The following is a 22734-nucleotide window of genomic DNA, read 5'->3' on the forward strand; positions in this document are numbered from 1 at the left end:
ACGGAGTGCACTATGACCCCCGCTCAGCGCAGCACCAAGGACCTGACCCGGGCCGCCGTGTCCGGCTGGCTCGGCACGGCCATGGAGTTCATGGACTTCCAGCTCTACTCGCTGGCCGCCGCGATCGTCTTCAACCGCATCTTCTTCCCCGACGTCAGCCCGACCATCGGCCTGATCGCCGCGATGGCGACCTACGGCGTCGGCTACGTGGCCCGGCTGGCCGGCGCCGTGTACTTCGGCCGCATGGGTGACCGGATCGGCCGCAAGCGCGTCCTGTTCATCACCATCACGTTGATGGGCGCCTCGACCACTCTCATCGGTGTCCTGCCGACGTACCAGGCGATCGGCATTCTCGCTCCGATGCTGCTGGTGCTGCTGCGGCTGATCCAGGGCTTCGGGGCGGGCGCCGAGATCGCCGGGGCCACCGTGATGCTGGCCGAGTACGCCCCGCCGAAGCGGCGCGGGCTCATCGCCTCGCTGGTGTCGCTGGGCACCAACTCGGGCACCCTGGCCGCCTCGGGGCTGTGGGCGATCCTGGTCGCCGTGCTGTCCGACGAGCAGTTGCTCAGCTGGGGCTGGCGCCTGCCCTTCCTGCTCAGCTTCTTCCTGATGATTTTCGCCGTCTGGATGCGGCGGAACCTCAAGGAGAGCCCCGTTTTCGAGCAGCGCGAGACCAAGGCCGCAGTGGCTTCCCCGCAGCGCCGCGGTAAGTCCTTCTTCCTCGCCTTGGGCCTGCGGTTCGGCCAGGCCGGCAACTCGGGGCTCGTGCAGACCTTCCTGGTCGGCTACATCGCGACCGATCTTGCCGTCAGCAAGAGCGTGCCGACCACCTCGATCGTCTGGGGCTCGCTGCTGGGCTTCGCCACCGTCCCGCTGATCGGCCTGCTCGGCGACCGCGTCGGCCGCCGCCCGGTCTACATAGGTCTGAGCATCCTCACGATGCTCTTCGCCGTGCCGATGATGCTGCTCATCACCAGCGGCAGCACCGCGGGCCTCATGGCCGGCATGATCCTGGGCCTTAACGTGGGCGTGCTCGGGCTCTTCTCGCTCGAGAGCGTCACGATGGCCGAGCTGTTCGGCGCCCGCAACCGGTTCACCCAGCTGGCTCTGGCCAAGGAGATCGGCGGCATCCTGGCCACCGCGATCGGGCCGGTCACGGCGGCCGCGCTCACGGCCTGGACCGGGCACTGGTGGCCCATCGCGGCCATGCTCATCGTCTATTCGGGTATCACTCTGGTCTCGGCGCTGCTGGCGCCCGAGACGCGAGGCCGGGACCTGGTTCAGCTCGAGGACGCGACCGTCTCCGAGCCGCGGCACTCGCCCAAGCTGGAGGAGGTCCGATGAAGGCCGTCGTGGTTCATGGCGCTTCCGACGTACGCGTTGACGAGCTCGATCTGCCGTCGGTGAACCCGGGCGAGGTGCGGGTGGCGGTCGAGTGGGGCGGCATCTGCGGCTCCGACGTGTCGTACTACGCCCACGCCGCCTCGGGCACCGCCACGCTGAAACACCCGCTGATCCTCGGCCACGAGATCGCCGGCCGGGTGTCCGCCGTCGGCGCCGGAGTGCCCTCGGATCTGGTCGGCGTGCCGGTCGCCGTGCACCCGTCGACCCCGATCGGCGAGCTGGCCGACCGGCTGGCCGGGCGCGACAACCTCAACACGCAAGTGCGCTATCTCGGCTCGGCCGCGTTCGACCCGCACACCGACGGCGGGTTCGCCGAGGCGGTCGTCGTCCGGACCGACCAGCTGCGGCCGCTGCCGGACGGCGTGTCGACCCGGCACGGCGCCCTGGCCGAGCCGCTCGCCGTGGCCATGCACGCGGTTTCCCGGGTTCCGGTGGCCGGGCGCGACGTACTGGTCAACGGCGCCGGCCCGATCGGATGCCTCGTCGTGGCCGCGCTCAAGCTGGCCGGCGCGGCCGCCGTCACGGTGGCCGACGTCGCCGACGCGCCGCTGGCCATGGCGACCGCCCTGGGCGCCGACAAGACCGTGAACGTGCGTACGGGTGAGGGCCTGCCCTCGGACGCGGAGCTCGTGTTCGAGGCCTCGGGTGTGCCCGCGGCATTGGGGGCGGTGCTGCGGGCCACCGCCCGGGGCGGCACGCTGGTGCAGGTGGGCAACCTGCCCGGCACGGCCACGCCGGCCGTCCTGGGCGATCTGGTCACCCGCGAGATCACGTGGATCGGGTCGTACCGCTTCGCCGATGAGATAACTGACGCCGTACGGGCCTTGGGCGAAGGCCTTGACCTGGAACCACTCATCAGCGCGTCCTACGACCTGGCGGACGCGCCCGCGGCCCTGGAACGGGCTCGCGCGGGCGGTGGCGGCAAGGTGATGCTGCGGATCGGCGCCGCGTGACCGGCGGCGTGGCCACCCTGGGCGAGACCATGGCGCTGTTGTCGGTGCCGGCCAACGGAATGTTGCGCGAGCCGGCTCCGGTCGGCATGGGCGGCGCCGAATCGAACGTCGCCATCGGACTGTCCCGGCTCGGGGTGCCCGTGACGTGGATGAGCCGGCTCGGCGACGACGCGCTCGGCGCCCATGTGCGGCGCGAGATCCGGGCCGAGGGGGTGCGCGTGCTGGCCGCCCGGGACGCCGTCGCGCCGACCGGGCTGATGCTGAAGGAACACCGCAACGGCACACCGAACCGCGTGCGCTACTACCGGGCGGGCAGCGCGGCGTCCCGGATGACCGAAGCCGACGTGGACGCCGACGCGATCGTGGCGGCCGATGTGCTGCACCTGACCGGCATCACCCCGGCGCTCGGGGCGGGGCCACGACAGGCCATGGCGTACGCCATCGAAGTGGCCCGAGGGGCGGGAACGCTGGTGTCGCTGGACGTGAATCACCGGCGCACGCTCTGGAGCGACGCCGAGGCGCAGGCGGTCTTCGCCGAGCTGCTGCCCTCGGTCGACCTGCTCTTCGCCGGGGTGTCCGAGGCTGCGATGGTGCTCGGCGCGCCCGAGGGGCCGGGCGGCTGGGACGGCGGCGCCGAACTGGCGGCCAAGCTCAGCACGGCCGGGCCGCGCACGGTCGTCATCAAGCTAGGGCCGCTGGGATCGCTGGCCCTGGCCGAGGGGACGCTGTTCCGGGCCTTCGCCGAGCGCCGTGCGGTGGTGGATCCGGTCGGGGCGGGCGACGCGTTCGTCGCCGGCTACCTGTCGGTTCTGTGCCGGGGCGGCGCGGTCGACCGGTGCCTGGCCACCGGAAACCAGGCCGGGGGAGTGGTGGTGACCGTGCCCGGGGACTGGGAAGGCCTGCCGTTCGCGGGCGAGCTGTCCCAGGTGATCGAGGACGAGGTGATCCGATGAGCAGCCCGGTTCTGCCCGTGGTGGTGCTGGACGACGCGACGCAGGCCGTCCCGCTGGGCGAGGCCTTGCTGGCGGGCGGCATCGACAGCGTCGAAATCACTTTGCGTACGGCGGCGGGGCTGGAGGGCATCAGGCGGGCCCGAGCCGTTCCGGGTCTGCGCGTCGGGGCGGGATCGGTGCTCACGCCGGCCCACGTCGACCAGGTCGTCGAGGCGGGCGCCGAGTTCATCGTGTGCCCCGGGCTCTCCACGGCGGTGGTCTCGCGGGCCCGTGAACATGGTGTCGACATCCTGCCCGGTGTGGCCACCGCCTCCGAGGTGATGGCGGCCGTGGCGCTGGGGCTGGACGAGGTGAAACTGTTCCCGGCCGGGCTGCTGGGCGGGCCGGCCTACATCGAGGCGCTGTCGGCGCCCTTCCCGGGCATGCGGTTCGTGCCGTCGGGCGGCGTGAGCGCGGCGACGCTGGCCGACTATCTGGCGGTGCCGTCGGTGCGGACGGCCAGCGGCAGCTGGATGGTGGCGCGGGACCTGCTGGCCCGGGCCGACTGGGCTCGGATCACCGAACTGTCGGCCCAGGCCCTGGACCTCTAGACGTCGGTGTCGCTGGCCGAGTCGGCCTCGTCGTGCGTCTCGAGGCGGTCGGTGTCGGTGCGCGACTGCTCGTCGACGTCGGTCGCGCCCGCCTCGACCGGGGCGTCGCCGGCTTCCTCGTCGGCCCCGCGGTCAAGATTCTGGTCGGTCATGATGGCTCCCTCGTTGTGCTTCGCCGCCTGAATACCCGCAGATCAGCCCGGCATTCACGCCGCCGCTTCGGCGCGTCCTGCCGCTTTGGGCCGCCCGCGCCGCGTCCTGCTGCTTTGTGCCGCCGCGTCCAGCGCCGCGTCGTGCCGTGGGGGCGGCTGCTAGGCCGCCGCGTCCTGCACCAGGAGGCCGTCCAGATGGGCGATCTCGAGCACCATGCGCACCATCGCGGTCGGCTCGCGCAGCATCAGCGTGGTGCCGCGGTTGGCCGCCAGCCGCTGCGCCGCGACGAGCACGCCGATCCCACTGGAGTCGAGGAACGTCACCGCGTGCATGTCCACGTCGATGAAGGCCGCGCTCTGACTGTCCACAATGCCGCGAAGCACCTCCCGCAGCACGTCGACCGTCTCGAGGCTGATGTCGCCCTCGGGAATCACAGTCACGCGGTCGCCGTCGCGCTCGATCTCGTACTCCAGGGACATCGTTACCTCAATCTCGGGTGGCGGACGGGGCACCGGTACCCCGTCCGAGTCGGGTCAAACACTGCCGTCGCCGTGGCTCAGCCGCAGAAGTAGTTCACGAGTGTGCCGCAGTTCGTCGGGGTTGGCGGCGCCCTCATAGATGGCGGCCACGGTGGCGCCGTCGGCTGCTCGGACGATGAGCAGGCACCGGTCGGGGTGCAGGCCGTCCGCCTCGAACGCCTCGTTCCAGCGCTCGGTGTGCGCGCGCAGCACCTGGTCCACGCCGGGCACGGCCGACAGTGCGCCGGCCAACATCACCTGTTCGGGGGCCGAGGCGCCGTTCTCCAGTTCGGCGAAGGTCGCCCTGACGTAGGCCCGCACCAGCCGCCCGGGTGCGTTGTCCCGCGGGTCGACCGCGGCCTGCACGGCGTCCGCGAATCGCTCGGCCAGGTCGGCCGCCAGTGCCAGGAACAACCCGTCCCGGGAGGGGAAGTGGTGCAGCAGGCCGCTCTTGGAGACGCCCGCCGCCCGCGCGATGACGTCCAGGCTGACCGCCGTGCCGTTGGCCGCGACCGTACGGGCGGCCGCGTCCAGCACCGAGCGCCGCGTCCGGCCGGCATCGCGCATCGCTGTTCCCTTCCAAACCTTCGTGGGTTGGCCAGGTCACTCTAGTTGCCGACCATTTGGTCTGTTGCACCGACCAAATGGTCGGTAACCTGGCTCGCATGGAAACGACAGTCGCTACGCGCGTGGGTTCGCGCCGGTGGGCCGGGCTGGGTGCACTGACCCTGGCCGTCACGCTGCTGGCGATCGACGGCACCGTGCTGGCGCTGGCCGTTCCGGCCCTCATGGCTGACCTCGCGCCCAGCAGCACCCAGCTGCTCTGGATCGGTGACGTCTATTCATTCGCGCTGGCCGGCCTGCTGATCAGCATGGGCACGCTGGCCGACCGGATCGGCCGCAGGCGGCTGCTGATGATCGGCGTCACCGGCTTCGGCGTGGCATCGCTGCTGGCCGCATTCGCACCCGGCAGCGGCTGGCTGATCGCGGCCCGGGCGGTGCTCGGCGTGGCGGGCGCGACGCTGATGCCGTCGACCCTTTCCCTCGTACGCAACATGTTCCCCGAGCCGAAGCTGCGCACCCGCGCCATCGCGGTCTGGTCGGCCGGCGCCTCGGGCGGCGCCGCGCTCGGCCCGCTGGTCGGCGGCCTGCTACTCGAGCACTTCTGGTGGGGCTCGGTCTTCCTGATCAACGTCCCCATCATCGTGCTGGTGCTGATCACGGTGGCCGCGCTGGTGCCGGAATCGCGCGACCCCGCGCCCGGCCGTTTCGATCCGCTGAGCGCGCTGCTGTCGGTGGCCGCGGTCGTGCCGTTCGTCTGGGCCGTGAAGCACACCGCCCAGTCGGGCATCGACGGCGCCGCCCTCGCTGCGGCAGCCCTCGGGCTCGGCGCGGTGCTCTGGTTCGTGCGACGCCAGCGGACGCTGAAGTCACCGCTGATCGACGTCACTCTGTTCGCACGGCCGGCCTTCAGCGGCACGATCCTGGCCAGCCTGATCGCCATCTTCGCGTTCAGCGGCCTGCTGTTCTTCTTCTCGCAGTACCTGCAACTCGTACGCGGCTATTCGCCTTTGCAGGCCGGACTGCGCGAACTCCCGCTGACGCTGGCCATGGTCGCGGTCGTCGTGGTAGCCGTCCGCGCGATGACGAAGCTCGGCGTCGGCCGCGCGCTGGGCCTGTCCCTGCTGGTCGCCTCGGCCGGCCTCGCTGTCCTGGCCGTGGGCGAGGGCCGCAGCGGCTACTTGGTGCTGGCCGTGGGCCTGGTGGTGATCGGCTTCGGCGTCGGTCTGGCGTTCACAGCCTCCACCGATGCCGTCCTGGCCTCGGTGCCAGCCGAGCGCGCAGGGTCAGCCTCGGCCATCTCCGAAATGGCGTACGAACTGGGCGTAGCGCTCGGCATCGCCCTGCTCGGCACACTGCATACAGTGCTGTACCGCGCGTCCCTGCCCGACCTATCCGCCCTACCCACAGGCGCCCGCGAGGCAGTGACCGAATCCCTGGCCACCGCGGTCTCCACCGGAACCGAGGTTGCCGCCGCCCAGGAAGCCTTCAGCCACGCCATGCAGAGCACATCCGTGATCGCCGCCGTCCTCCTAACCGTGGCCGGCCTCCTAGCCTGGCGGGTCGTCCCCTCCCGCCCCGTGGAAGCCCGACTCGATTGACGGCGCGCGCAACCGCATGGGCCCGAGGCGCAACACACGGCGAAGTCCGCCGGCAGCGTTCCGAGTTGTCGGCCGGCATCCGCAAGGATGATGCAGATCGGTGATCGTCGCGCTCAATGGCGTGACCGCGACAAACGAGCGAAGTTGTTCGTTGAGCGATAGTGCGTGTTTTGAGCGAGCAGTGCGCGTTTGAGCGAACGTGCGCGCCACCTGTCGGCCGTGCCGGTGAGGTCTGCGTTTGCGCTACGCAGCGGTTTCGCTTGTTCGGCGACTACGAGCGTCGGGCTCACGCGAAGGCCAGCACGAGAAAGACGATCGCGGCGAAGTTGTTCGTTTGAGCGAAGTGCTCGTTGAGCGACAGTGCGCGTTTGAGCAAGAAGTGCGCGTGTGAGCGAGCGATGCGCGTCAAGTGTTGGCTCGCCTGCACCACGCCGTGCACGTCCCCTTGGACTGGGGCGGCCACTTGCCCAGCCTGGAAGACACGGCCGCGCTGTCTAGGCGGTGAGGTCGCGTTCGCTGCTGCGTGACGACGCGGGGTTGAGCGAAGGTGCTCGTTAAGCGATAGTGCGCGTTTGAGCGAGTAGTGCTCGTTGAGCGATAGTGCGCGTTTGAACGAGCAATGCGTTGAGCGATAGTGCGCGTTTGGGCGGGCGTTGCGCGTTGAGTGTCGGTTGGCGTCGGTGGTGTGTGCGCGGTTGCGGGGGTGGATGCTGGGTGTCGCGTTGTGGATCGTGGCGGACGGACTTGGGGGGAAGTCATGGGTGAGGTTGCGCTGCGTGCGATTGAGGACTCGGATCTTGATCTGCTGTTCGCGATGATGCGGGATCCGGAGGCGGTGCGGATGGCTGCGTTTGTGGCCAGGGATCCGGATGATCGGGCGGCCTTTGACGCTCACATGGCGAAGATCAGGGCTCGGGACGACGTGACCAATCGGGTGATCACCCTGGATGGGCGGGTCGTGGGGAGCACCGCGGCCTTCGTCATTGAGGGGGACACCGAAGTGACTTACTGGGTGGACCGGAAGTACTGGGGGCGGGGGATCGCTGGGCGGGCCCTCGCGCAGCTTCTGGAACTTGTTTCTGTGCGGCCGTTGTTCGGGCGGGCGGCCAGTGACAACGCCGGGTCGATTCGGGTTCTTGAGCGGGCCGGGTTCGTCAGGATTGGCACGGACGTGGGGTTCGCCGAGGCGCGGAAGGCGGAGATCGAGGAGACGATTTTGCGGCTTGACGGGCGCGGGGCGGGTTCGTGATTCGAGCGGTGATCGTTGACGTTGATGACACGCTCTGTCTGACTGAGGCGGGCTCGTTCGAGCTGGTGAACGATGTGCTCGCGCGGATGGGGCGGCCGCCCATGTCGCGGGCGGTGCACAAGTCGACGTGGGGCGAAGTGCTGCTGGATGCGATGCCGGTGCGGTCGCCTGGGGTCGACCTGGAACGGTTCGCCGAGGTGTTCCCGGGGGTGCTGCGGGAGTATCTGGCGGCGGGGCGGCTCGACGTCGTGCCGCCGGAGAATCTGGAAGCGCTCGACAAGCTGGTTCTGGGCGGCCGGACCGTGCTGCTGTTGACCTCGCGCGCCGAGGCTGAGGTCGAGCACATGCTGGCTCCGGACCATGTGCTGGCCGGGCGGGTCAGCGGCGCCTACCACCAGGGCAACACGCGGTTCCGCAAGCCGGATCCGCGTGCCTTCGACGAACTGCTCGCCGAGACCGGGTTCACGCCGGCCGAATGTGTCTACGTGGGTGACTCGCCGGGTGACGCGGTCGCCGCCGGCGGCGCGGGCATCCGCTTCATCGCCTGCCTGCAGAGCGGCGTGCGCCGTCTCGACGAGTTCGACCAGCGCCACGTCACCGCCGTGATCGAGACGTTCCCCGGCCTACCCGCCGCCGTCGACCAGCTCGACACTCCGGCCGTCCCGTAGCCAGCGCCGAGCTCGAGCGATCCGCCAATTTCGGCCGATCGGGCCGCTTATCAGGTGAGTCGCAGTCGCTCGTCCGGCGAACGTACCTGGGAGCGGAGGCGCGCCTGCTCGTCGGCCCGGTCGTGGCTGCGGGATTTGGTCACCGTCGGGCTGGGGATGCTCGGCCGCCTTGCCGTGGTCCAGTTCTGAGCCCTCGAATTCGCTTGCCGGTCGCTTGCCGGGAGGTGCCGGACGGGGATCGGCCGGCTGCCGACGAGGCAAACCGCCGGGGCTTTGAGCAGCCCGGCGGTTTAAATGCGATTCGGTGCTTGCCTCGCGTTCGAACGTCGGCTCGGGTGGAGATTGACCGCCGGGCTGGCGGGCCCGGCGGTCCTGCCGCTCAATGTGATTCGGTGCTTGCTTCGCGTTCGGTCTTGGCCGTCGGCTCGGCTGGACGCTCACCGCCGGTCGTTTGCTGACCGCCGGCTCGCGGCGTCGAGGGCGTCGGGGGAGCGGCATCGGGGCTGGTGGCGACGGGCTCGTCGTGTTTCGCGGGGTGCGTTTCGGTCGTGGTCGTGGCCTTGTCGGCCGGTGTGGTAGCGCTCTTGGCAGCGGGTTCGTCGTCGGTGGCGGTGACCGCGCCGGTCGAGGGCGTGGCGGGCCGGGCGTCGGGCGTGCCGGCGGCATCAGACTTGTGGGCGGTGTCGGGCGTGGGCGCGGCATCCGAGGTGCGGGCGGCGTTCGGCGTGCCGGCGGTGTCGAGTGTGCCGGCGGCGTGCGGCGTGCCCGCGATATCCGAGGGGCGGGCGGCGTTCGGCGTGTGGGCGTCGGCGGGGTGGTGGGCGTCGGGCTTGCGGCGGTGGACTGTGTAGGTCATCACCAGGACGATGAGGGCGCCGACGATCAGGCCCAGGATGGCGCTGGCGATCGTGTTGACCAGCCAGCCGATCAGGCCGCCCAGCGCGCCGGTGGCGTCGTGGGCCGCTTCCTCCAGGTGGTGGACCTGCTCGTACAGCCAGTGCCAGCCCAGCTCGTCGGTGCCTACCAGCAGGATGTGGCCGCCCACCCAGAGCATGGCGGCCGTGCCGATGATGGTCAGGGCGGTCAGCACGATGGGCATGGCCTTGACCAGGCCGCGGCCGAAGCCGGCGATCGGGCCGGACAGCTGGGACAGGCGCAGGCCGGCGTCGTCCATTTTCACGATCAGGCCGACCACGCCGTACACCAGGACGGTCATGACCAGCGCGACCACGGCCAGGATGGCCAGGCGGGACCAGAACGGCTCGTCGATGACCTCGTTCAGCGTGATGACCATGATCTCGGCCGAGAGGATCAGGTCGGTGCGCACCGCGCCGCCGACCAGGGTCTTCTCGTCGGGGGCCTTCTCCTCGCCCGCGCCGTGGGCGTCGTGGTGGGCGATCTTGGCCCAGACCTTTTCCGCGCCCTCGTAGCAGAGGTAGGCGCCGCCCAGCATCAGGATCGGGGTGAGCAGCCAGGGCACGAACTGGCTGAGCAGCAGGATCGCGGGCAGAATGATCAGGAACTTGTTGCGGAGCGAGCCGATCGCGATGCGCTTGATGATCGGGACTTCCCGCTCGGCCGCCAGGTTGCGCACGTACTGGGGCGTGACCGCGGCGTCGTCGATCACGACACCGGCTGCCTTGGCGCCGGCTTTCGCGGCGGCCGCCCCGATGTCGTCGACCGACGCGGCAGCGGCGCGAGCCAGCACCGCCACGTCATCCAGCAGGGCTACGAGTCCACCGGCCAAGACAAGTCCTTCCTCAGTTCGGGCACGTGCGTGCCCTCACATTCTCGCCTAGGTGGGCACGCCGCGCCGTCGGGGCCAGAATGCAGGCTTATGCGGGTACGTTTCGGGCGGGTGTACGACGAGCCGGTCGACAAGGCGACAACACGGGTGCTGGTCGACCGCCTTTGGCCAAGGGGCATGACGAAGGAGCGTGCCGCGCTCGACGAGTGGTGCAAGCAGGTCGCCCCCTCGACCGAGCTGCGCCAGTGGTACGGCCACGACCCGGACAAGTTCGCCGAGTTCCGCCGCCGCTACGAGGCCGAGCTGGCCGCGGGGGAGCAGGCCCGACAGCTGGCCCACCTGCGGGAGTTGGCCGAGAAACCGCTGCTCCTGCTGACCGCGAGCAAAAACGCGGACATCAGTGAGGCGGCCGTTCTGGCCGCCCTGCTCAATCGGTGATCGCCCGCAACGTACGCAAAAAGGCTTCATAATCCTCCCGGCCGACCTTCTGCGCGTACCGGTTCTCGATGTCGGCCACGATCCGGTCGGAGAGCCGCATCAGTTCGAGGCCGCGACCGGTCGGCATGACCAGCTTGGCCCTGCGGTCGGCCGGATCGGGAACCCGTTCCACGTACCCTAATTTCTCCAGTTCGTCGAGGATCGCCCCGATGGTCTGTTTGTTGCGGCCGGCCAGCCGGGTCAACTCGTTCTGCCGCAGGCCGTCCTCGTCGAGGTGGGCCAGCACCGCCCCGTGCTGCGGGCGCAGGTCACCGAAGCCGTGTTCCGCGCTTATCCGGAACAGTTCGCCCTGCAACCCGAACAGCAGGCGGGTCGCGAGCATCCCGAGGTCGGGCAACTCCGCCTTGCGTGCGCTGCGTCCCATGTAACTCCCGTCATAGTCCAATTACTGGACGGTCCAATCTTTGGACCATATCGTAACCGGCATGGCTACCGTCGAACTGACCCGGTTCCGGGTCGACCCCGCCCGCGAGGCGGATCTGCTGCGGGCCCGCCCCGCCATGCTCGCCGACTTCCGCGCCGACCGCGCCGGCTTCCTCGACGCTCACCTCGTGCGGCTGCCGGGCCACGAATGGCTCGACTTCGTGCTGTGGGAAAGCCCCGAGGCGTTCGCCGCGTCGCGGGCCAAGGGCGCCAACCGGCCCGGCATCGCCGCCTTCTTCGCCGCGATCGGCGAGCTGGTGAGCTCGGAAGAGGGGGTGACCGAGTGATGCGGGCCGCCTGGTACGACAAGCAAGGTCCCGCGGCCGAGGTGCTGCGGGTGGGCGAGATGCCCGTGCCGCAACCGGCGAAAGGCGAATTGCGCGTACGTGTTCACGCCTCGGGCATTCATGTCGGTGACATCGGCAAGCGACAGGGCTGGTGGGGCTCCACCATGCCGTACCCCCGCGTCATCCCGCACGGCGACGGCGCCGGCGTGGTCGACGCCGTCGGCGAGGGCGTCGACGCGAACCGGGTCGGCCAACGGGTCTGGGTCTACCTTGCCCAGTCCTACCGTCCCTTCGGTACGGCCGCCGAGTACACCGTCGTCCCGGCCGCCCACGCCGTCCCGCTCCCTGACGACGTGCCGTTCACCCAGGCAGCCGGCCTCGGCATTCCCGGCATCACCGGCCACCGCGCGGTCTTCGCCGACGGCCCGGTCACCGGCCAGCGGGTTCTGGTCACCGGCGCACTGGGCGCCGTCGGCCGGGCCGCTGTGGCCGTCGCCCGCCGCGGTGGCGCCACGGTGATCGCGACCGTCCGCCATCCCGATCAGGTCGAGGCGGCCCTCGCAACCGGCGCCCACCACGTCGTCGATGTCTCGTCGGAAGACCTCGTCGAGGCGGTGGGGGAGCCGGTCGACCGGATCGCCGAACTCGCCTTCGATCGCAACGCCGGGCTGGACGAGAAGCTGCTGGCCTACGGCGGTGTGATCGCCACCTACGCCACGACCGAGGCGGAGCCCCGGATCCCGTACTGGCCGCTGGCCTTCAAGAACATCACCGTGCGCTTCCTCAGCAACGACGACTTCCCGGAAGACGCCAACGACCTGGCCGCCCGCGACCTGACCCCGGCGCTCGCGGCCGGCGATCTGCGCTACCCGATCGCGGCCGAGCTGCCGCTGGACGAGATCGTGCGGGCCCACGAACTGGTCGAGAACCCCGCCACTCCGGGCCGGGTGGTCCTGGTCTTGTAAGTGTTCAGTGGGCTGCGCGAGGATCACTGCAGGACGGGGAGGTGCTGCCGTGCGAGGCTGGGGCGAACTGGCGCTGCGCGTCACGGCCTCCGGCGGCCTCGGCATCTGGCACATGCGCCCAAAAGCGTTGCGCCGCCGCCGTTCCCAGCACGCCGCCTGCTCCGGCTGCCATCGGCGGCACCACCGGCTGATCTGGTTGTTCGGTGTGCTGGCGGGTCTGCAGCTGGCGGGCATCCTCGGGCTGGTCACGCTCGGCCTGGGCGCGCCGGTCTGCCCGGCGCCGGCCTGGTTCCCGCCGGCGGACGCCGCCGCCTACACGCGTGAGAACAATTCGGCCGCCGTACGCCTGGGACAGCTCGTCACGGCCGGGCCGACCGGGCTGGCTCTGCTCTACGGCAAGGCCCGGGGCGCCGACGTCTGCCGGTTCGCTCCCAACGGGACGCTCGTGGCGCGGATGTCGAGCGGCTTCGCCCGCGGCGGCACGATGTACGGCCATGCCTTCCTCACCTATCCGCGGCACGGCCTCACGTACGAGGAACTGGTGCCGCTCAAGCAGCACGAGTCCCGCCACACCGCCCAGTGGGCCACCTTCACCGCGCTCGGCGGCCCGCTGGCGTTCCCGCTCACCTACGCCGCCGACGAGGCGATCGCCCCCGGCGTCCACAATCACTTCGAGCAGGCGGCCGGGCTGAGCGACGGCAACTACCCCGACCCGGACGGTCCTTCGCCGGCCACCAGCCGGCTGCTGATCCTGCTCGCGGCCGTGGGGGTGGTCTGGTTCGAGCACCACCGGTTCCGCCGCCACCTGCGGCTGCTGGCCACCTTCGTCAGGCACCGGAAGGAAGAGACGCCCTGGTGGCACGCGCACACCGAACCCGTCGGTCCCGGCCCGCTGGCCGAGCAGCGAAGGCTGTGGCAGCTGGGCTGCGCCGGCTGCGGCCACCTCCCCGCGAAGCCCCCGTCAATCGTCCACAGGTGACGGAAAGCGCAGCCGGGCCGCCGCCCGGGCCAGGGCGAGGGGCTGCCGCCCGCACGCCTCGATGACGTCGTCCCATCGGCCCGCCGGCCCGGGCAGGCGCCGTTCGAGCATTTCGCGGGCCGCCCGCCGGTCGAGCACGCCGACCCGCATCAGGTGGGCGCCGTCGTGGGCGGCCAGTTCGAGCAGCGGCGACCGGCTGGTCACCAGCACCAGGCTCGCGGGGGAGCTGGGCAGCAACGAGCGCACCGCCGCCGCGTTCCGCACGTTGTCGAGCAGGATCAGCAGCCGCCGGCCGGCGGTCAGGCTGCGGTACGCCCCGACCTGCGCGTCGGCCGTGCCGGGCACCTCGGACGCCGGCAGGCCCAGGGCGAACAGCAGCGACAGCACCGTGTCCCGCTGGTCGCCGCGCAGGTCGAGGTAGAGCTGGCCGTCCGGGAACTCGGCGGCGATCCGGTGCGCGAAGGCCACCGCCAGCGCCGACTTGCCCGACCCGGACGGCCCGTCGATCGCCACCACCAGCGGGCCGCGGCGCCCGTCGTCGCGCAGCCCGCCGGCCAGCCGGTCCAGCGCGGCCAGCTCCGGTTCGCGCCCGCCGAAGTACGGCGGGTCCGGCGGCAGCTGGGCCGGCCGCGTAAACGGGGTCAGCACCCGCTGCTGCGCCTCCTGCAGCTCGCGGCCCGGGTCGATGCCCAGTTCGTCGGCCAGCCGGGCGCCCACCGAGCGATACACGGCCAGCGCCTCGGCCTGATGCCCGGCCGTGGCCAGCGTGGTCACGAGGGCGGCCTGGACGACCTCGTTCAGCGGGTCGCGCTCGGCCGCCTGGCGCAGCGGGCCCAGCAGACGGGCGGGCTGCCCCAGCCGGTCGGCGATCCGGGCCGCCGCGACGACCGCGTCGGACAGCTCGCCGTCCAGGCTCGCGAAGATCGACCGGGCCGCCGCCGTCTCGGCCAGGCCCTCGCCGGCCGGGCCCTGGGCCAGCCGCAGGGCTCCGGTGTAACAGTCGAGGGCCGCATCGAACTCGTCCCGGCTCGCGTGCGCCCTCGCCTCGGTGACGAGCTCGCGGAACCGGGTGAGGTCAAGCGTCTCGGCGCCCGCCGCGAAGCGGTACCCGTTGCCGTGGCGGGCCAGATAGGCGCCCGGCGCCCGTGGCGTGAGCCCCGGCTCGAGCAGCCGGCGCAGCGAACCCACGTACTTGTGAATGACGTTGACCGCACTGGCCGGCGCGTCCGGCCCCCACAGCAGCTCGATCAGTTCCGTCATGCCGATCGGCCGGCCGGCCCGGGCCAGCAGCAGCGCCAGCACCACCCGTTGCTGACGTGGCCCCGGGTCCACCTCGTCGTTCCCCCGCCGAATCCGGATCGGGCCGAGGACCTGCAGATGCAGCGCCATCGTCGATCACCCCCGGCCACGACGCTAGGCAGGCGGGGATCGGTCAGATTACGTCGGATGACGTAATGACCCGGGCCAGTTCGGCCCGGGACCGCACGTTGATCTTCGGATATATCCGATAGAGGTGGGTGCTGACCGTTCGCGGGGACAGGAACAGGCGCTCGCCGATCTCACGGTTGCTCAGCCCCTCGGAGGCCAGCCGGGCGATCTGCTGCTCCTGCGGGGTGAGCGCGTCCAGGGCGTCCATGGGCCGGCGCCGGGTCTCGCCGGTCGCGCGCAACTCGGCCCGGGCCCGGTCGGCCCACGGGGTCGCGCCGAGCGCGTCGAACGTGGTGGCGGCGGCCCGCAGCAGCGGACGGCTCTCGGTGATCTTGTAGGAACGGCGCAGGGCCGACCCGTACGTCAGTTGCAAGCGGGCCCGGTCGAACGGCCACCCGGTCAGGTCGTCGGCCAGCGCCTTCTCGTAGTCGCCGGTCAGCACCGCGCGGGCATAGCCCATTCCCACCCGCAGAGCGGTCGACCGGCTGCGTTCGGCGACCGGCTCGAGCTCGTCGACGATCGGCTGCAGCTCGTCGAGCAGACTGCCCAGCACGGCCGCCTCGGCCAGGTGCCCGAGCAGGTGCAGGTGCTGGCTCGGGAAGTACGTGTTGTCGGCCGGGTCGAAGACGCGCAGCAACTGCCGGAACGCGTCCTCGGCGTGCCCCTCGGCCAGCGCGGCCAGCCCGCGCGCCCGCTGCACCAGCGACAGCATCGGCAGCCGCCGCTCGGTCGACAACGCCTGCTCGGCCTCGTCGGCGCGGCGCCGGGCCGACTCGGTGTCGCCCCGCAACGCCTCGGCCTGCGCCATGATCAGGCTGCCGCCGAGCACCCAGATCGGGCGTCCGATCTCGACCGCGAGCGCCATGCTCTCGGCGGCCAGCGGCACCGCGGCCCGGCTGTCGCCCAGCGAGGCGTGGGCCGCCGCGGACGCGTTGAGCACGCCGCACAGGGTGCCGATGCGGCCCTGGTGACGCAGGTCGGTCGCGCTGGACGCGCCGACGCTGACGGCCACGTCGAACGCGCCGACCGTCCAGGCGGCGATCGTCAGGTCGGCCCGCCAGGTGGGCGGGATGTCCGGCCGGTGCACGAACTCGCGCAGCCGGCCGAGCACGGCGGCCCCGCACTCGACCGGGGCGACCTGGCCCAGCGCCGCGACCACGCGCGGGTCGTCGCCGGGCAGGCCGAGCGCCTCGATGACGTCGATCAGCCGGTGGCGGACGGCTTCCGGCGCCCCGGACCAGTACACGCGCAGCGCGACGTCGGCCACCGCCTGCACCGCGATGTCCGGGTCGCCCTCGCGGTGCATGGCCTCGATCATGTCGGCGTACGCGAGAAGCCTGTCCGGCCCCGACCAGGGGCCCGGGAAGTAGTGCTCCCGCATGAACACGACCCGCACCAGGTCGGACGGGCGCAGGTCGCGGTCCTCGATCTCGGTCAGCAGGCGCCGGGCGGTGACCGAGTCGCCCTGCTCGTGGGCCGCGTGCACCGCCCAAATCAGCCGGCGGCCCCGCTCGAGCCGATCCTCGCTGAGCTGGACGGCCCGGGTGAGCAGGGCCAGCGCGTACGAGACGGCGTCGTGCTGGATGGCGTCGACGGCGATGCCGGTGAGCTCGCGGGCCATCGCCTCGTCCGGCCCGGGCACGGCCGAGGCCCGGTGCCACAGCCGCCGGTCGGGGTTGTGCGACAGCACCTCGGCCAGCGCGGCGTGCACCCGGCGGCGGTCGCCCGGCGCGGCCTGCTGGCGCAGTGCCGAGCGCAGCAGCGGGTGCCGGAACCGCAGGTCGTACAGCTCGTCCACGGCGATCAGCCGAGCCGTCACGGCGGGCTGGATCGCCTCGGTGGGCACCTCGGCGCCGGTCAGGATCGCGGCGGCCGCCCGCACCTCGTCGAGGTGGCTGCCGTCGTTGAGGGCCGCGATCAGCAGCAGCTGCCGGGTCAGCGGCGGAAGCTCGGCGACCAGACCGCCGAAGGTGCGTTCCACCCGGGTGCTCAGCGGGAGCGAGGACGGCAGCAGGGCCGCCCCGCCGGACCGGGCCGCCGCCGCGCCCAGCTCGACGAGCCCGAGCGGGTTGCCGGCCGCCTCGTCCAGCACCCGGGAGCGCAGCGCCGCGACCAGCCCGGGGGCGGTCTGGTCGAGCAGAAGGCCGGCGTCGTCCGGGGACAGCGGTTCCAGCCGCAGCTCGGGCAGGCCGGCCGCAAGCAGCTTGCTGTCGATGTCCTCGCCCTCGCGCACGGCCATGACCACGGCTATCCGGTCCGAGCCGACCCGCCGGCACAGGAAGGTCAGCGTCTCCCACGTCTCGGTGTCGAGCCAGTGCGCGTCCTCGACGGCCAGCAGCACCGCCTCGTCCGGCTCGCCGAGCCGGCTGAGAACGTCGATGGCCAGGCGGTACGGCGATTCGGCGGGCACCACCGGCTCGGGGCGCACCGGCCGCAGCAGGCGGTCCAGTCCCGCGTACGGGATGTGCCCCTCGGCCTGGACGCCGGTGACACCCAGCACGCGCAAGCTGCGCTCGCGGCCGACCCGGACCGCGTGCTCGAGAAGAGCCGACTTGCCGATGCCGGCCTCACCGCGCAGCACCAGCGCCCCGCCGCGCCCGCCGGCCGCCTCGCTCAGCAGCGTCCCGAGCACGCCGAGCTGCTGGTCCCGCCCGACGATCATGCCCCCATCCTGCTACGTCAGCGGGAGGCGGACCACCGCAGGCTCTCGTAGGCGCGGGCGACCCCGATCAGGCGGCCCTCGGACCACGCGGGCCCGATGAACTGCACCCCGACGGGCAGGCCGGACGAGTCGACCCCGGCCGGCGCCGACACGGCGGGCAGACCGGACACCGAGACGGCGAACGTGTAGCGGATGAAGGTGGCGAACGTGTCGAGCGGCCGGCCGTTGTGCTGCATCGTGACGGCCTCGGCGATCGGCGCCGCGGTGGCCGGCGTCGTCGGGGTGAGCAGCACGTCCACGTCGGCCAGGGCGTCGGCGAACCCCCGGCGGACGGCCGGGATCGTGCGGCCAACAGCTTCCGCGTACGCGAACCCGGGCACGATCTGCGGCTCGGGCCCGACCTGACTGGCCAGCGCCGCCCGCACGTCCGGCCCGAACTCGTCGAGATGCCCGGCGATGCCGCCCTCGATCCCGGCCGTGCGCAGAGCCTCGGCCAACTGCACCACGAATTCCGGCAGCACGGTCAGGAAGCCGGCCGGGATGGCCTTCTCGACGTCGTTGACGGTGACCGGGACCAGGATCGCGCCCGCCTGCTCCAGGAGCTTGTGCGTCTGCGCGAGCACCCCGTCGACGTCGGGCGCGTTGTCCTCGGCGAAGTACCCCTGCGGGACGCCGATCCGCAGCCCTCGCAGCTGCACCGGATCATCACCGATATCCGGCCCGGACACCGCGGCCGGATCATGCTTGTCCGGCCCGGCGCTCATGACCCGCAGCAGGACCGCCGCGTCCTCGACGGTGCGGGCGATCGGGCCGGGCACGTCGCAGCTCCAGGCCAGGCCGAAGGACCGCCCGCGGCCGGCCCGCCCCAATGTCGGCTTGATCCCGGCCACGCCGCACAGGGCGGCCGGGATCCGCACCGAGCCGCCGGTGTCGGTGCCGACGGCCGCCGAGCACAGCCGGGCCGCGACGGCCGCCCCCGACCCTCCGCTCGAACCGCCGGGGATGCGCGACGGGTCGTACGGGTTGCGCACCGCCCCGAAATGCGGGTTGTCGCTGGTGATGCCGAAGGCGCACTCGTGCATGCCGGTCTTGCCGAGCACCAGCGCCCCGGCCGTCCGGAGGTGCCGGACGACCGTCGCGTCGTGCCGGGGCACGAAGTCGCGCAGCACCGACGTCCCGTTCGAGGTGGCCGTGCCCGCCGTGAACAGGTTGTCCTTGATGGCCAGCGGGATGCCGTGCAGCGGCCCGAGCATCTTGCCGCAGGCCTGCAGCTCGTCCAGCGTCGCCGCCTGGGCCAGCACCTCGTCGCCGCGCGACAGGATGTACGCGTTGAGCGTGTCCCGCCCGTCCAGGGCCTCGATCCGCTCGAGATACATGCGGGTCAGCTCGCGGCTGCTCAGCTCGCCCCGCCGGATCGACTCGGCCTGCTGCACGAGCGTCGGCGACACCTCGGTGGCGTACGGTCCGGTCAGCGCGATCGGAGGCGGCGGAACACTGTCCATCGGCATGCCGGGGATCGTACGTCGCGCGGCTGGACAGCGAGTGAATGACGACGTGGGGGAGCGAGATGGACTTCAGCGAGCGGGTGCGCTCGGCCTTCCGGCGCGGCGAGACCGACGCCGTCGTGCGGATGAGCGAGGCCGAGATCGAGCGCGCGCGGGCCGCCGGTGACGCGGCGGGCGAGGTGGAGGCCCGCTACAGCCTGGCCCGGGTCGCCATCCGCGGCGGCGACCTGGCCGGCGGCGAGGCCCGGGCCTGGCAGGCGCTGGAGGTGGCCGAGCTCTCCGGCGACCGGCGGCTCGAGGAACGGCCCCGGCACGTGCTGGCTGCGGTCGCGCGGATGTCGGGTGACCTGCTGCGCGCCCGTGACCTCTATCGGCAGAGCATCGCCCTCAACGAAGAGCTCGACCAACCCGTACAGGTCAATTCGGAATTTCACAACCTCGCATTCGTCGAGCTGAAGCTGGGTCACCTCGACGAGGCCCGGCGCCTGTTCGCCGAGGGCCGCGAGCGCGTGTTCGGCCATGGGTGGAAAGACTTCGTCCCGTACGTCTGTCTGGCCGCCGCCGCCCTCGGAGTGGCCGAGGGCGACCATGCCCGGGCCGCCATGATGGTCGGCCTGACCGACGTGGCCTTCGCCGAACTGGGCCAGGTGCCCGATCCTGACGACGCCGCCGACCTGGCCGAGGTGCGCTCGGCCGCCCTGGAAGCGCTCGGCCCGGTCGCCTTCGCCGCCGAGTACTCGCGGGGCCAGCTCACCGATCCGCGGGCCGCCTTCGCCTGACTCCACAATCTGTTCAGTCGCCGGTCGTACGGTGCCCGCATGACCAAGGTCCTGATGGTGCTGACCTCGCACGACCGGCTGGGCGACACCGGCCGACGGACGGGGTTCTGGCTCGAAGAGCTCGCCGCGCCCTACTACCGGTTCCAGGAGGCGGGCTGGGAGGTGACGCTGGCCTCGCCGAAGGGCGGCCGCCCGCCGCTCGACCCGAAGAGCAACGAGCCCGCCAACCAGACCGACCTGACCCGCCGGTTCGAGGGCGACCCGATGGCCGAGGCCCAGCTCGACTCCACGGTCCGGCTCGACTCGGTGTCGGCCGAAGAGTTCGACACGGTCTTCTATCCGGGCGGCCACGGTCCGCTGTGGGATCTGGCCGAGGACCGGACGTCGATCGCGCTGATCGAGCGGTTCGCCGCCGCGGGCAAGCCGTTCGCGCTGGTCTGCCACGCGCCGGGCGCGATGCGGCACGCGGTCAACGCCGACGGCCGCCCACTGGTGGACGGCCGCCGGGTCACCGGCTTCACCAACGGCGAGGAGGAGGCGGTGGGCCTGACCGAGGTCGTGCCGTTCCTGGTCGAGGACGAGCTGATCGCCAAGGGCGCCGACTACTCGAAGATCGGCGACTTCGAGCCGTACGTGGTGGTCGACGGAACCATGGTCACCGGCCAGAATCCCGCCTCGTCGGGCCCGGCCGCGGACACGCTGATCGGGCTGGTGCGGTCGTGACGGCGCCCGTGGTCTTCATCCACGGCCTGTGGCTGCACGCCGATTCCTGGCTGCCCTGGCGTGAGCTGTTCGCCGAGCGGGGCTACGAGACGCACGCCCCCGGCTGGCCCGGCGACGCCGGCACGGTGGAAGCAACCCGGGCCGACCCCAGCGGCATGAACGGCGTCGGCGTCGAGGAGGTCACCGACGCGTACGCGAAGTTGCTGGCCGGCCTCGACCAGCCACCGATCCTCGTCGGGCACTCGTTCGGCGGCCTGATCGCGCAGAAGCTGCTCGACCGCGGCCTGGGCGCGGCCGCGGTGACGATGTCGCCCGCACCCATCAAAGGTGTGCGCGCGGTGCCGTTCAGCCTGCTGCGGTCGGCCTTCCCGGTGCTGCGCTCGCCGGCCAACAAGGGCCGGACGGTCGCCCTGACCGAGAAGCAGTTCGCGTACGGCTTCGGCAACGCGCTCACCCCGGCCGAGTCCGCCGAGATCTACCACCGGGTCGCCATTCCGGGCCCCGGCCGTCCGCTGTTCGAGGTGTCGTCGGCCAACTTCACCCGCGACGCCCCCTCGACAGTCGACGTCGCCCGCGCCGACCGAGCCCCGCTGCTGATGATCGCCTGCGGCCGCGACCACACCGTCCCGGCCGTCGTCGTCCGCGCCGCCCACCGCCTCTACTCGGCGTCCCGCGCCCGCACCGACCTGAAGTCCTTCCCTGACCGCGGCCACAGCGCCCCTCTCGACCGCGGCTGGCGCGAGCTGGCCGACACCGCCCTCACCTGGATCGGCAAGCACGCGTCCTGAGGCTTCCGCCCGACGCCTAGGTCGGCTGCGCCGTCACCAGGTCACGATTGATCGATGCGATGTCGCGGGCGCCGGTCAGGGCCATCGTCAGGTCGAGTTCGGCCACGACGTTGCGGATGACGTCCTCGACGCCGCGTTGGCCGGCCAGCGCCAGGCCGTACATGTAGGGGCGGCCCAGCAGGACGGCGTCGGCGCCGAGGGCGAGCGCGGTGAAGACGTCGGCCCCCGAGCGGATGCCGCTGTCCAGCAGCAGTGTGGGTTCCGGCCCCAGCTCGTCGCGGATGGCCACGAGCGCGTCCAGGGAGGCGACCGCGTTGTCGACCTGGCGTCCGCCGTGGTTCGACACCACTATCGCGTCCGCGCCGAGGTCGAAGGCCCGGCGGGCGTCGTCCGGATGCAGAATTCCCTTCAGTACGACGGGTAGCCTCGTACGCTCGCGCAGGGTGGCGAGATGGTCCCAGCTCAGGCCCGGGTTGGAGTAGATGTCGAGGAACGTCTCGACCGCGGCGCGGGGCTCGGGCGAGCGCAGGTTGGCCCAGAAGCTTCCCGGGTGGTTGCGGGTCATAGCGAAGAGCGTCCTGATCGCGCCGAGCGTGACCGGGGTGGCCTGCCGCTCGGCGGGCGCGGCGATCCGCTCGGCCACGATCTGCCGGAACCGCGGATCCGACGTGTACTGCGCGATGCCCTGACCCCGGCTGAACGGCAGCGAGCCCAGGTTCAGGTCTTGCGGGCGCCACCCGAGCACGGTGGTGTCGAGCGTGACGACCAGCGCCCGGGCGCCGCTCGCCTCGGCCCGTGCGATGAGGCTGTCGACCAGGCCCTCGTCCTTGCTCCAGTACAGCTGGAACCAGCGGGACGCGTCGCCCATAACGTCGGCGCACTGTTCCATGGGGTTGCAGCCCTGGTTGGAGAAGACGTACGTCGTACGCGTGGCCGCCGCGGCCCGGGCGATGTGCAGGTCGCTGTCGGCCCCCATCAGCGCGCCGGCCCCGATCGGCGCCAGCAGCACAGGTGTCGCGTGCCGCTCGCCCAGCACCTCGACGGAGAGATCCCTTTCCACCGCCCCGGACGCCATGCGGGGCACGGTCGCCCACTTGTCGAAGGCGGCCCGGTTGCGGCGCATGGTCCGCCCCTCCCCGGCCCCACCCGCGACGTAGGCCCAGGCCCGCGCGCTACTGGCCCGGCGCGCCCGCCGCTCGAGCTCGCCGAAGTCCGCCGGCACGACGGGACGGCGCCCGAGGACGCCCTGCCGGTAGATCGTGTTGAGGCGGCCGATCCCCGGCCCGGGCGCACTGGTCAT

General features: G+C 71.9%; 24 protein-coding genes. 14 read left to right on the top strand and 10 right to left on the bottom strand.

What is annotated here, in order from left to right; translation table 11 throughout:
• Positions 1–12: 12 nt before the first annotated feature.
• The 4 genes from OWR29_RS04445 to eda are packed head-to-tail and all read left to right on the top strand — an operon-like array spanning position 13 to position 3900.
• Complete coding sequence (locus tag OWR29_RS04445; RefSeq protein ID WP_267561097.1) at positions 13–1344, top strand: MFS transporter; 1332 nt, start codon at positions 13–15, stop codon at positions 1342–1344.
• Positions 1341–2357, top strand: coding sequence for an L-idonate 5-dehydrogenase (locus OWR29_RS04450; RefSeq protein WP_267561099.1), 1017 nt, complete (start codon positions 1341–1343; stop codon positions 2355–2357). Before OWR29_RS04445 ends, OWR29_RS04450 begins: the two co-directional genes overlap by 4 nt.
• Positions 2354–3310, top strand: coding sequence for a sugar kinase (locus OWR29_RS04455; protein WP_267561100.1), 957 nt, complete (start codon positions 2354–2356; stop codon positions 3308–3310). The genes OWR29_RS04450 and OWR29_RS04455 overlap by 4 nt, the downstream gene beginning before the upstream one ends.
• A complete protein-coding gene (gene eda, locus OWR29_RS04460) occupies positions 3307–3900 on the top strand; it encodes a bifunctional 4-hydroxy-2-oxoglutarate aldolase/2-dehydro-3-deoxy-phosphogluconate aldolase (protein ID WP_267561101.1) in 594 nt (197 codons plus the stop codon). Before OWR29_RS04455 ends, eda begins: the two co-directional genes overlap by 4 nt.
• Here the strand turns inward: eda and OWR29_RS04465 are convergent.
• The 3 genes from OWR29_RS04465 to OWR29_RS04475 all read right to left on the bottom strand — a co-directional run bounded on the left by OWR29_RS04465 (position 3897) and on the right by OWR29_RS04475 (position 5138).
• A complete protein-coding gene (locus OWR29_RS04465) occupies positions 3897–4052 on the bottom strand; it encodes a hypothetical protein (RefSeq protein ID WP_267561102.1) in 156 nt (51 codons plus the stop codon). The genes eda and OWR29_RS04465 overlap by 4 nt on opposite strands.
• 159 nt (positions 4053–4211) lie before the next feature.
• Positions 4212–4532 carry an STAS domain-containing protein gene (locus OWR29_RS04470; RefSeq protein ID WP_267561103.1) on the bottom strand — a complete coding sequence of 107 codons (321 nt, stop codon included), beginning with the start codon at positions 4530–4532 and terminating at the stop codon, positions 4212–4214.
• 54 nt (positions 4533–4586) lie between these two features.
• Positions 4587–5138 (bottom strand): TetR/AcrR family transcriptional regulator, encoded by a 552-nt coding sequence (locus OWR29_RS04475; RefSeq protein WP_267561104.1) that lies wholly within the window; start codon positions 5136–5138, stop codon positions 4587–4589.
• Between the two features lie 98 nt (positions 5139–5236).
• On the opposite strand from OWR29_RS04475, the gene OWR29_RS04480 reads away from it, so the two are divergent.
• Positions 5237–6733, top strand: a complete 1497-nt coding sequence (locus OWR29_RS04480) for an MFS transporter (protein WP_267561106.1) — start codon at positions 5237–5239, stop codon at positions 6731–6733.
• A 286-nt stretch (positions 6734–7019) separates the two neighbouring features.
• Here OWR29_RS04480 and OWR29_RS04485 read toward each other — a convergent pair whose 3' ends face one another.
• Positions 7020–7196: a hypothetical protein gene (locus OWR29_RS04485; protein WP_267561108.1), complete on the bottom strand. Its 177-nt coding sequence runs from the start codon at positions 7194–7196 to the stop codon at positions 7020–7022.
• 294 nt (positions 7197–7490) lie between these two features.
• Between OWR29_RS04485 and OWR29_RS04490 the strand changes: the two genes are divergently transcribed.
• On the top strand, positions 7491–7982 hold the full coding sequence (locus OWR29_RS04490) for a GNAT family N-acetyltransferase (RefSeq protein ID WP_267561110.1): 492 nt from the start codon (positions 7491–7493) through the stop codon (positions 7980–7982).
• A gap of 8 nt (positions 7983–7990) precedes the next feature.
• Positions 7991–8650, top strand: a complete 660-nt coding sequence (locus OWR29_RS04495; RefSeq protein ID WP_267561111.1) for an HAD family hydrolase — start codon at positions 7991–7993, stop codon at positions 8648–8650.
• Between the two features lie 379 nt (positions 8651–9029).
• Here OWR29_RS04495 and OWR29_RS04500 read toward each other — a convergent pair whose 3' ends face one another.
• Positions 9030–10397 (bottom strand): DUF808 family protein, encoded by a 1368-nt coding sequence (locus OWR29_RS04500; protein ID WP_267561112.1) that lies wholly within the window; start codon positions 10395–10397, stop codon positions 9030–9032.
• A 90-nt stretch (positions 10398–10487) separates the two neighbouring features.
• Between OWR29_RS04500 and OWR29_RS04505 the strand changes: the two genes are divergently transcribed.
• Entirely contained in the window at positions 10488–10835 is a 348-nt protein-coding gene (locus OWR29_RS04505) for a DUF488 domain-containing protein (RefSeq protein WP_267561113.1), read from the top strand.
• On the opposite strand, the gene OWR29_RS04510 is transcribed toward OWR29_RS04505, so the two are convergent.
• A complete protein-coding gene (locus OWR29_RS04510) occupies positions 10825–11259 on the bottom strand; it encodes a MarR family winged helix-turn-helix transcriptional regulator (protein ID WP_267561115.1) in 435 nt (144 codons plus the stop codon). The two genes, OWR29_RS04505 and OWR29_RS04510, sit on opposite strands and share 11 nt — an antisense overlap.
• 61 nt (positions 11260–11320) lie before the next feature.
• Between OWR29_RS04510 and OWR29_RS04515 the strand changes: the two genes are divergently transcribed.
• From OWR29_RS04515 to OWR29_RS04525, 3 genes are read left to right on the top strand one after another with little or no spacing between them, the layout of a single operon-like run.
• Positions 11321–11605: an antibiotic biosynthesis monooxygenase gene (locus tag OWR29_RS04515; RefSeq protein WP_267561117.1), complete on the top strand. Its 285-nt coding sequence runs from the start codon at positions 11321–11323 to the stop codon at positions 11603–11605.
• Positions 11605–12570 (top strand): NADPH:quinone reductase, encoded by a 966-nt coding sequence (locus OWR29_RS04520; protein ID WP_267561118.1) that lies wholly within the window; start codon positions 11605–11607, stop codon positions 12568–12570. The genes OWR29_RS04515 and OWR29_RS04520 overlap by 1 nt, the downstream gene beginning before the upstream one ends.
• 49 nt (positions 12571–12619) lie before the next feature.
• A complete protein-coding gene (locus tag OWR29_RS04525; RefSeq protein WP_267561120.1) occupies positions 12620–13549 on the top strand; it encodes a hypothetical protein in 930 nt (309 codons plus the stop codon).
• On the opposite strand, the gene OWR29_RS04530 is transcribed toward OWR29_RS04525, so the two are convergent.
• From OWR29_RS04530 to OWR29_RS04540, 3 genes are read right to left on the bottom strand one after another with little or no spacing between them, the layout of a single operon-like run.
• Positions 13532–14938 (bottom strand): AfsR/SARP family transcriptional regulator, encoded by a 1407-nt coding sequence (locus tag OWR29_RS04530; protein ID WP_267561121.1) that lies wholly within the window; start codon positions 14936–14938, stop codon positions 13532–13534. The genes OWR29_RS04525 and OWR29_RS04530 overlap by 18 nt on opposite strands.
• Before the next feature lie 43 nt (positions 14939–14981).
• Entirely contained in the window at positions 14982–17639 is a 2658-nt protein-coding gene (locus tag OWR29_RS04535) for a helix-turn-helix transcriptional regulator (protein ID WP_267561122.1), read from the bottom strand.
• 17 nt (positions 17640–17656) lie between these two features.
• Complete coding sequence (locus OWR29_RS04540) at positions 17657–19147, bottom strand: amidase (protein ID WP_267561123.1); 1491 nt, start codon at positions 19145–19147, stop codon at positions 17657–17659.
• Between the two features lie 38 nt (positions 19148–19185).
• Between OWR29_RS04540 and OWR29_RS04545 the strand changes: the two genes are divergently transcribed.
• From OWR29_RS04545 to OWR29_RS04555, 3 genes are read left to right on the top strand one after another with little or no spacing between them, the layout of a single operon-like run.
• A complete protein-coding gene (locus tag OWR29_RS04545; protein ID WP_267561124.1) occupies positions 19186–19923 on the top strand; it encodes a tetratricopeptide repeat protein in 738 nt (245 codons plus the stop codon).
• Between the two features lie 39 nt (positions 19924–19962).
• Positions 19963–20646 carry a type 1 glutamine amidotransferase domain-containing protein gene (locus OWR29_RS04550; protein ID WP_267561125.1) on the top strand — a complete coding sequence of 228 codons (684 nt, stop codon included), beginning with the start codon at positions 19963–19965 and terminating at the stop codon, positions 20644–20646.
• A complete protein-coding gene (locus OWR29_RS04555) occupies positions 20643–21434 on the top strand; it encodes an alpha/beta hydrolase (protein WP_267561126.1) in 792 nt (263 codons plus the stop codon). The genes OWR29_RS04550 and OWR29_RS04555 overlap by 4 nt, the downstream gene beginning before the upstream one ends.
• 16 nt (positions 21435–21450) lie before the next feature.
• Here OWR29_RS04555 and OWR29_RS04560 read toward each other — a convergent pair whose 3' ends face one another.
• A complete protein-coding gene (locus OWR29_RS04560) occupies positions 21451–22734 on the bottom strand; it encodes an alpha-hydroxy-acid oxidizing protein (RefSeq protein ID WP_267561127.1) in 1284 nt (427 codons plus the stop codon).

It is taken from the genome of Paractinoplanes pyxinae, assembly GCF_026626335.1.
In the GTDB taxonomy this organism is placed as follows: domain Bacteria; phylum Actinomycetota; class Actinomycetes; order Mycobacteriales; family Micromonosporaceae; genus Actinoplanes; species Actinoplanes pyxinae.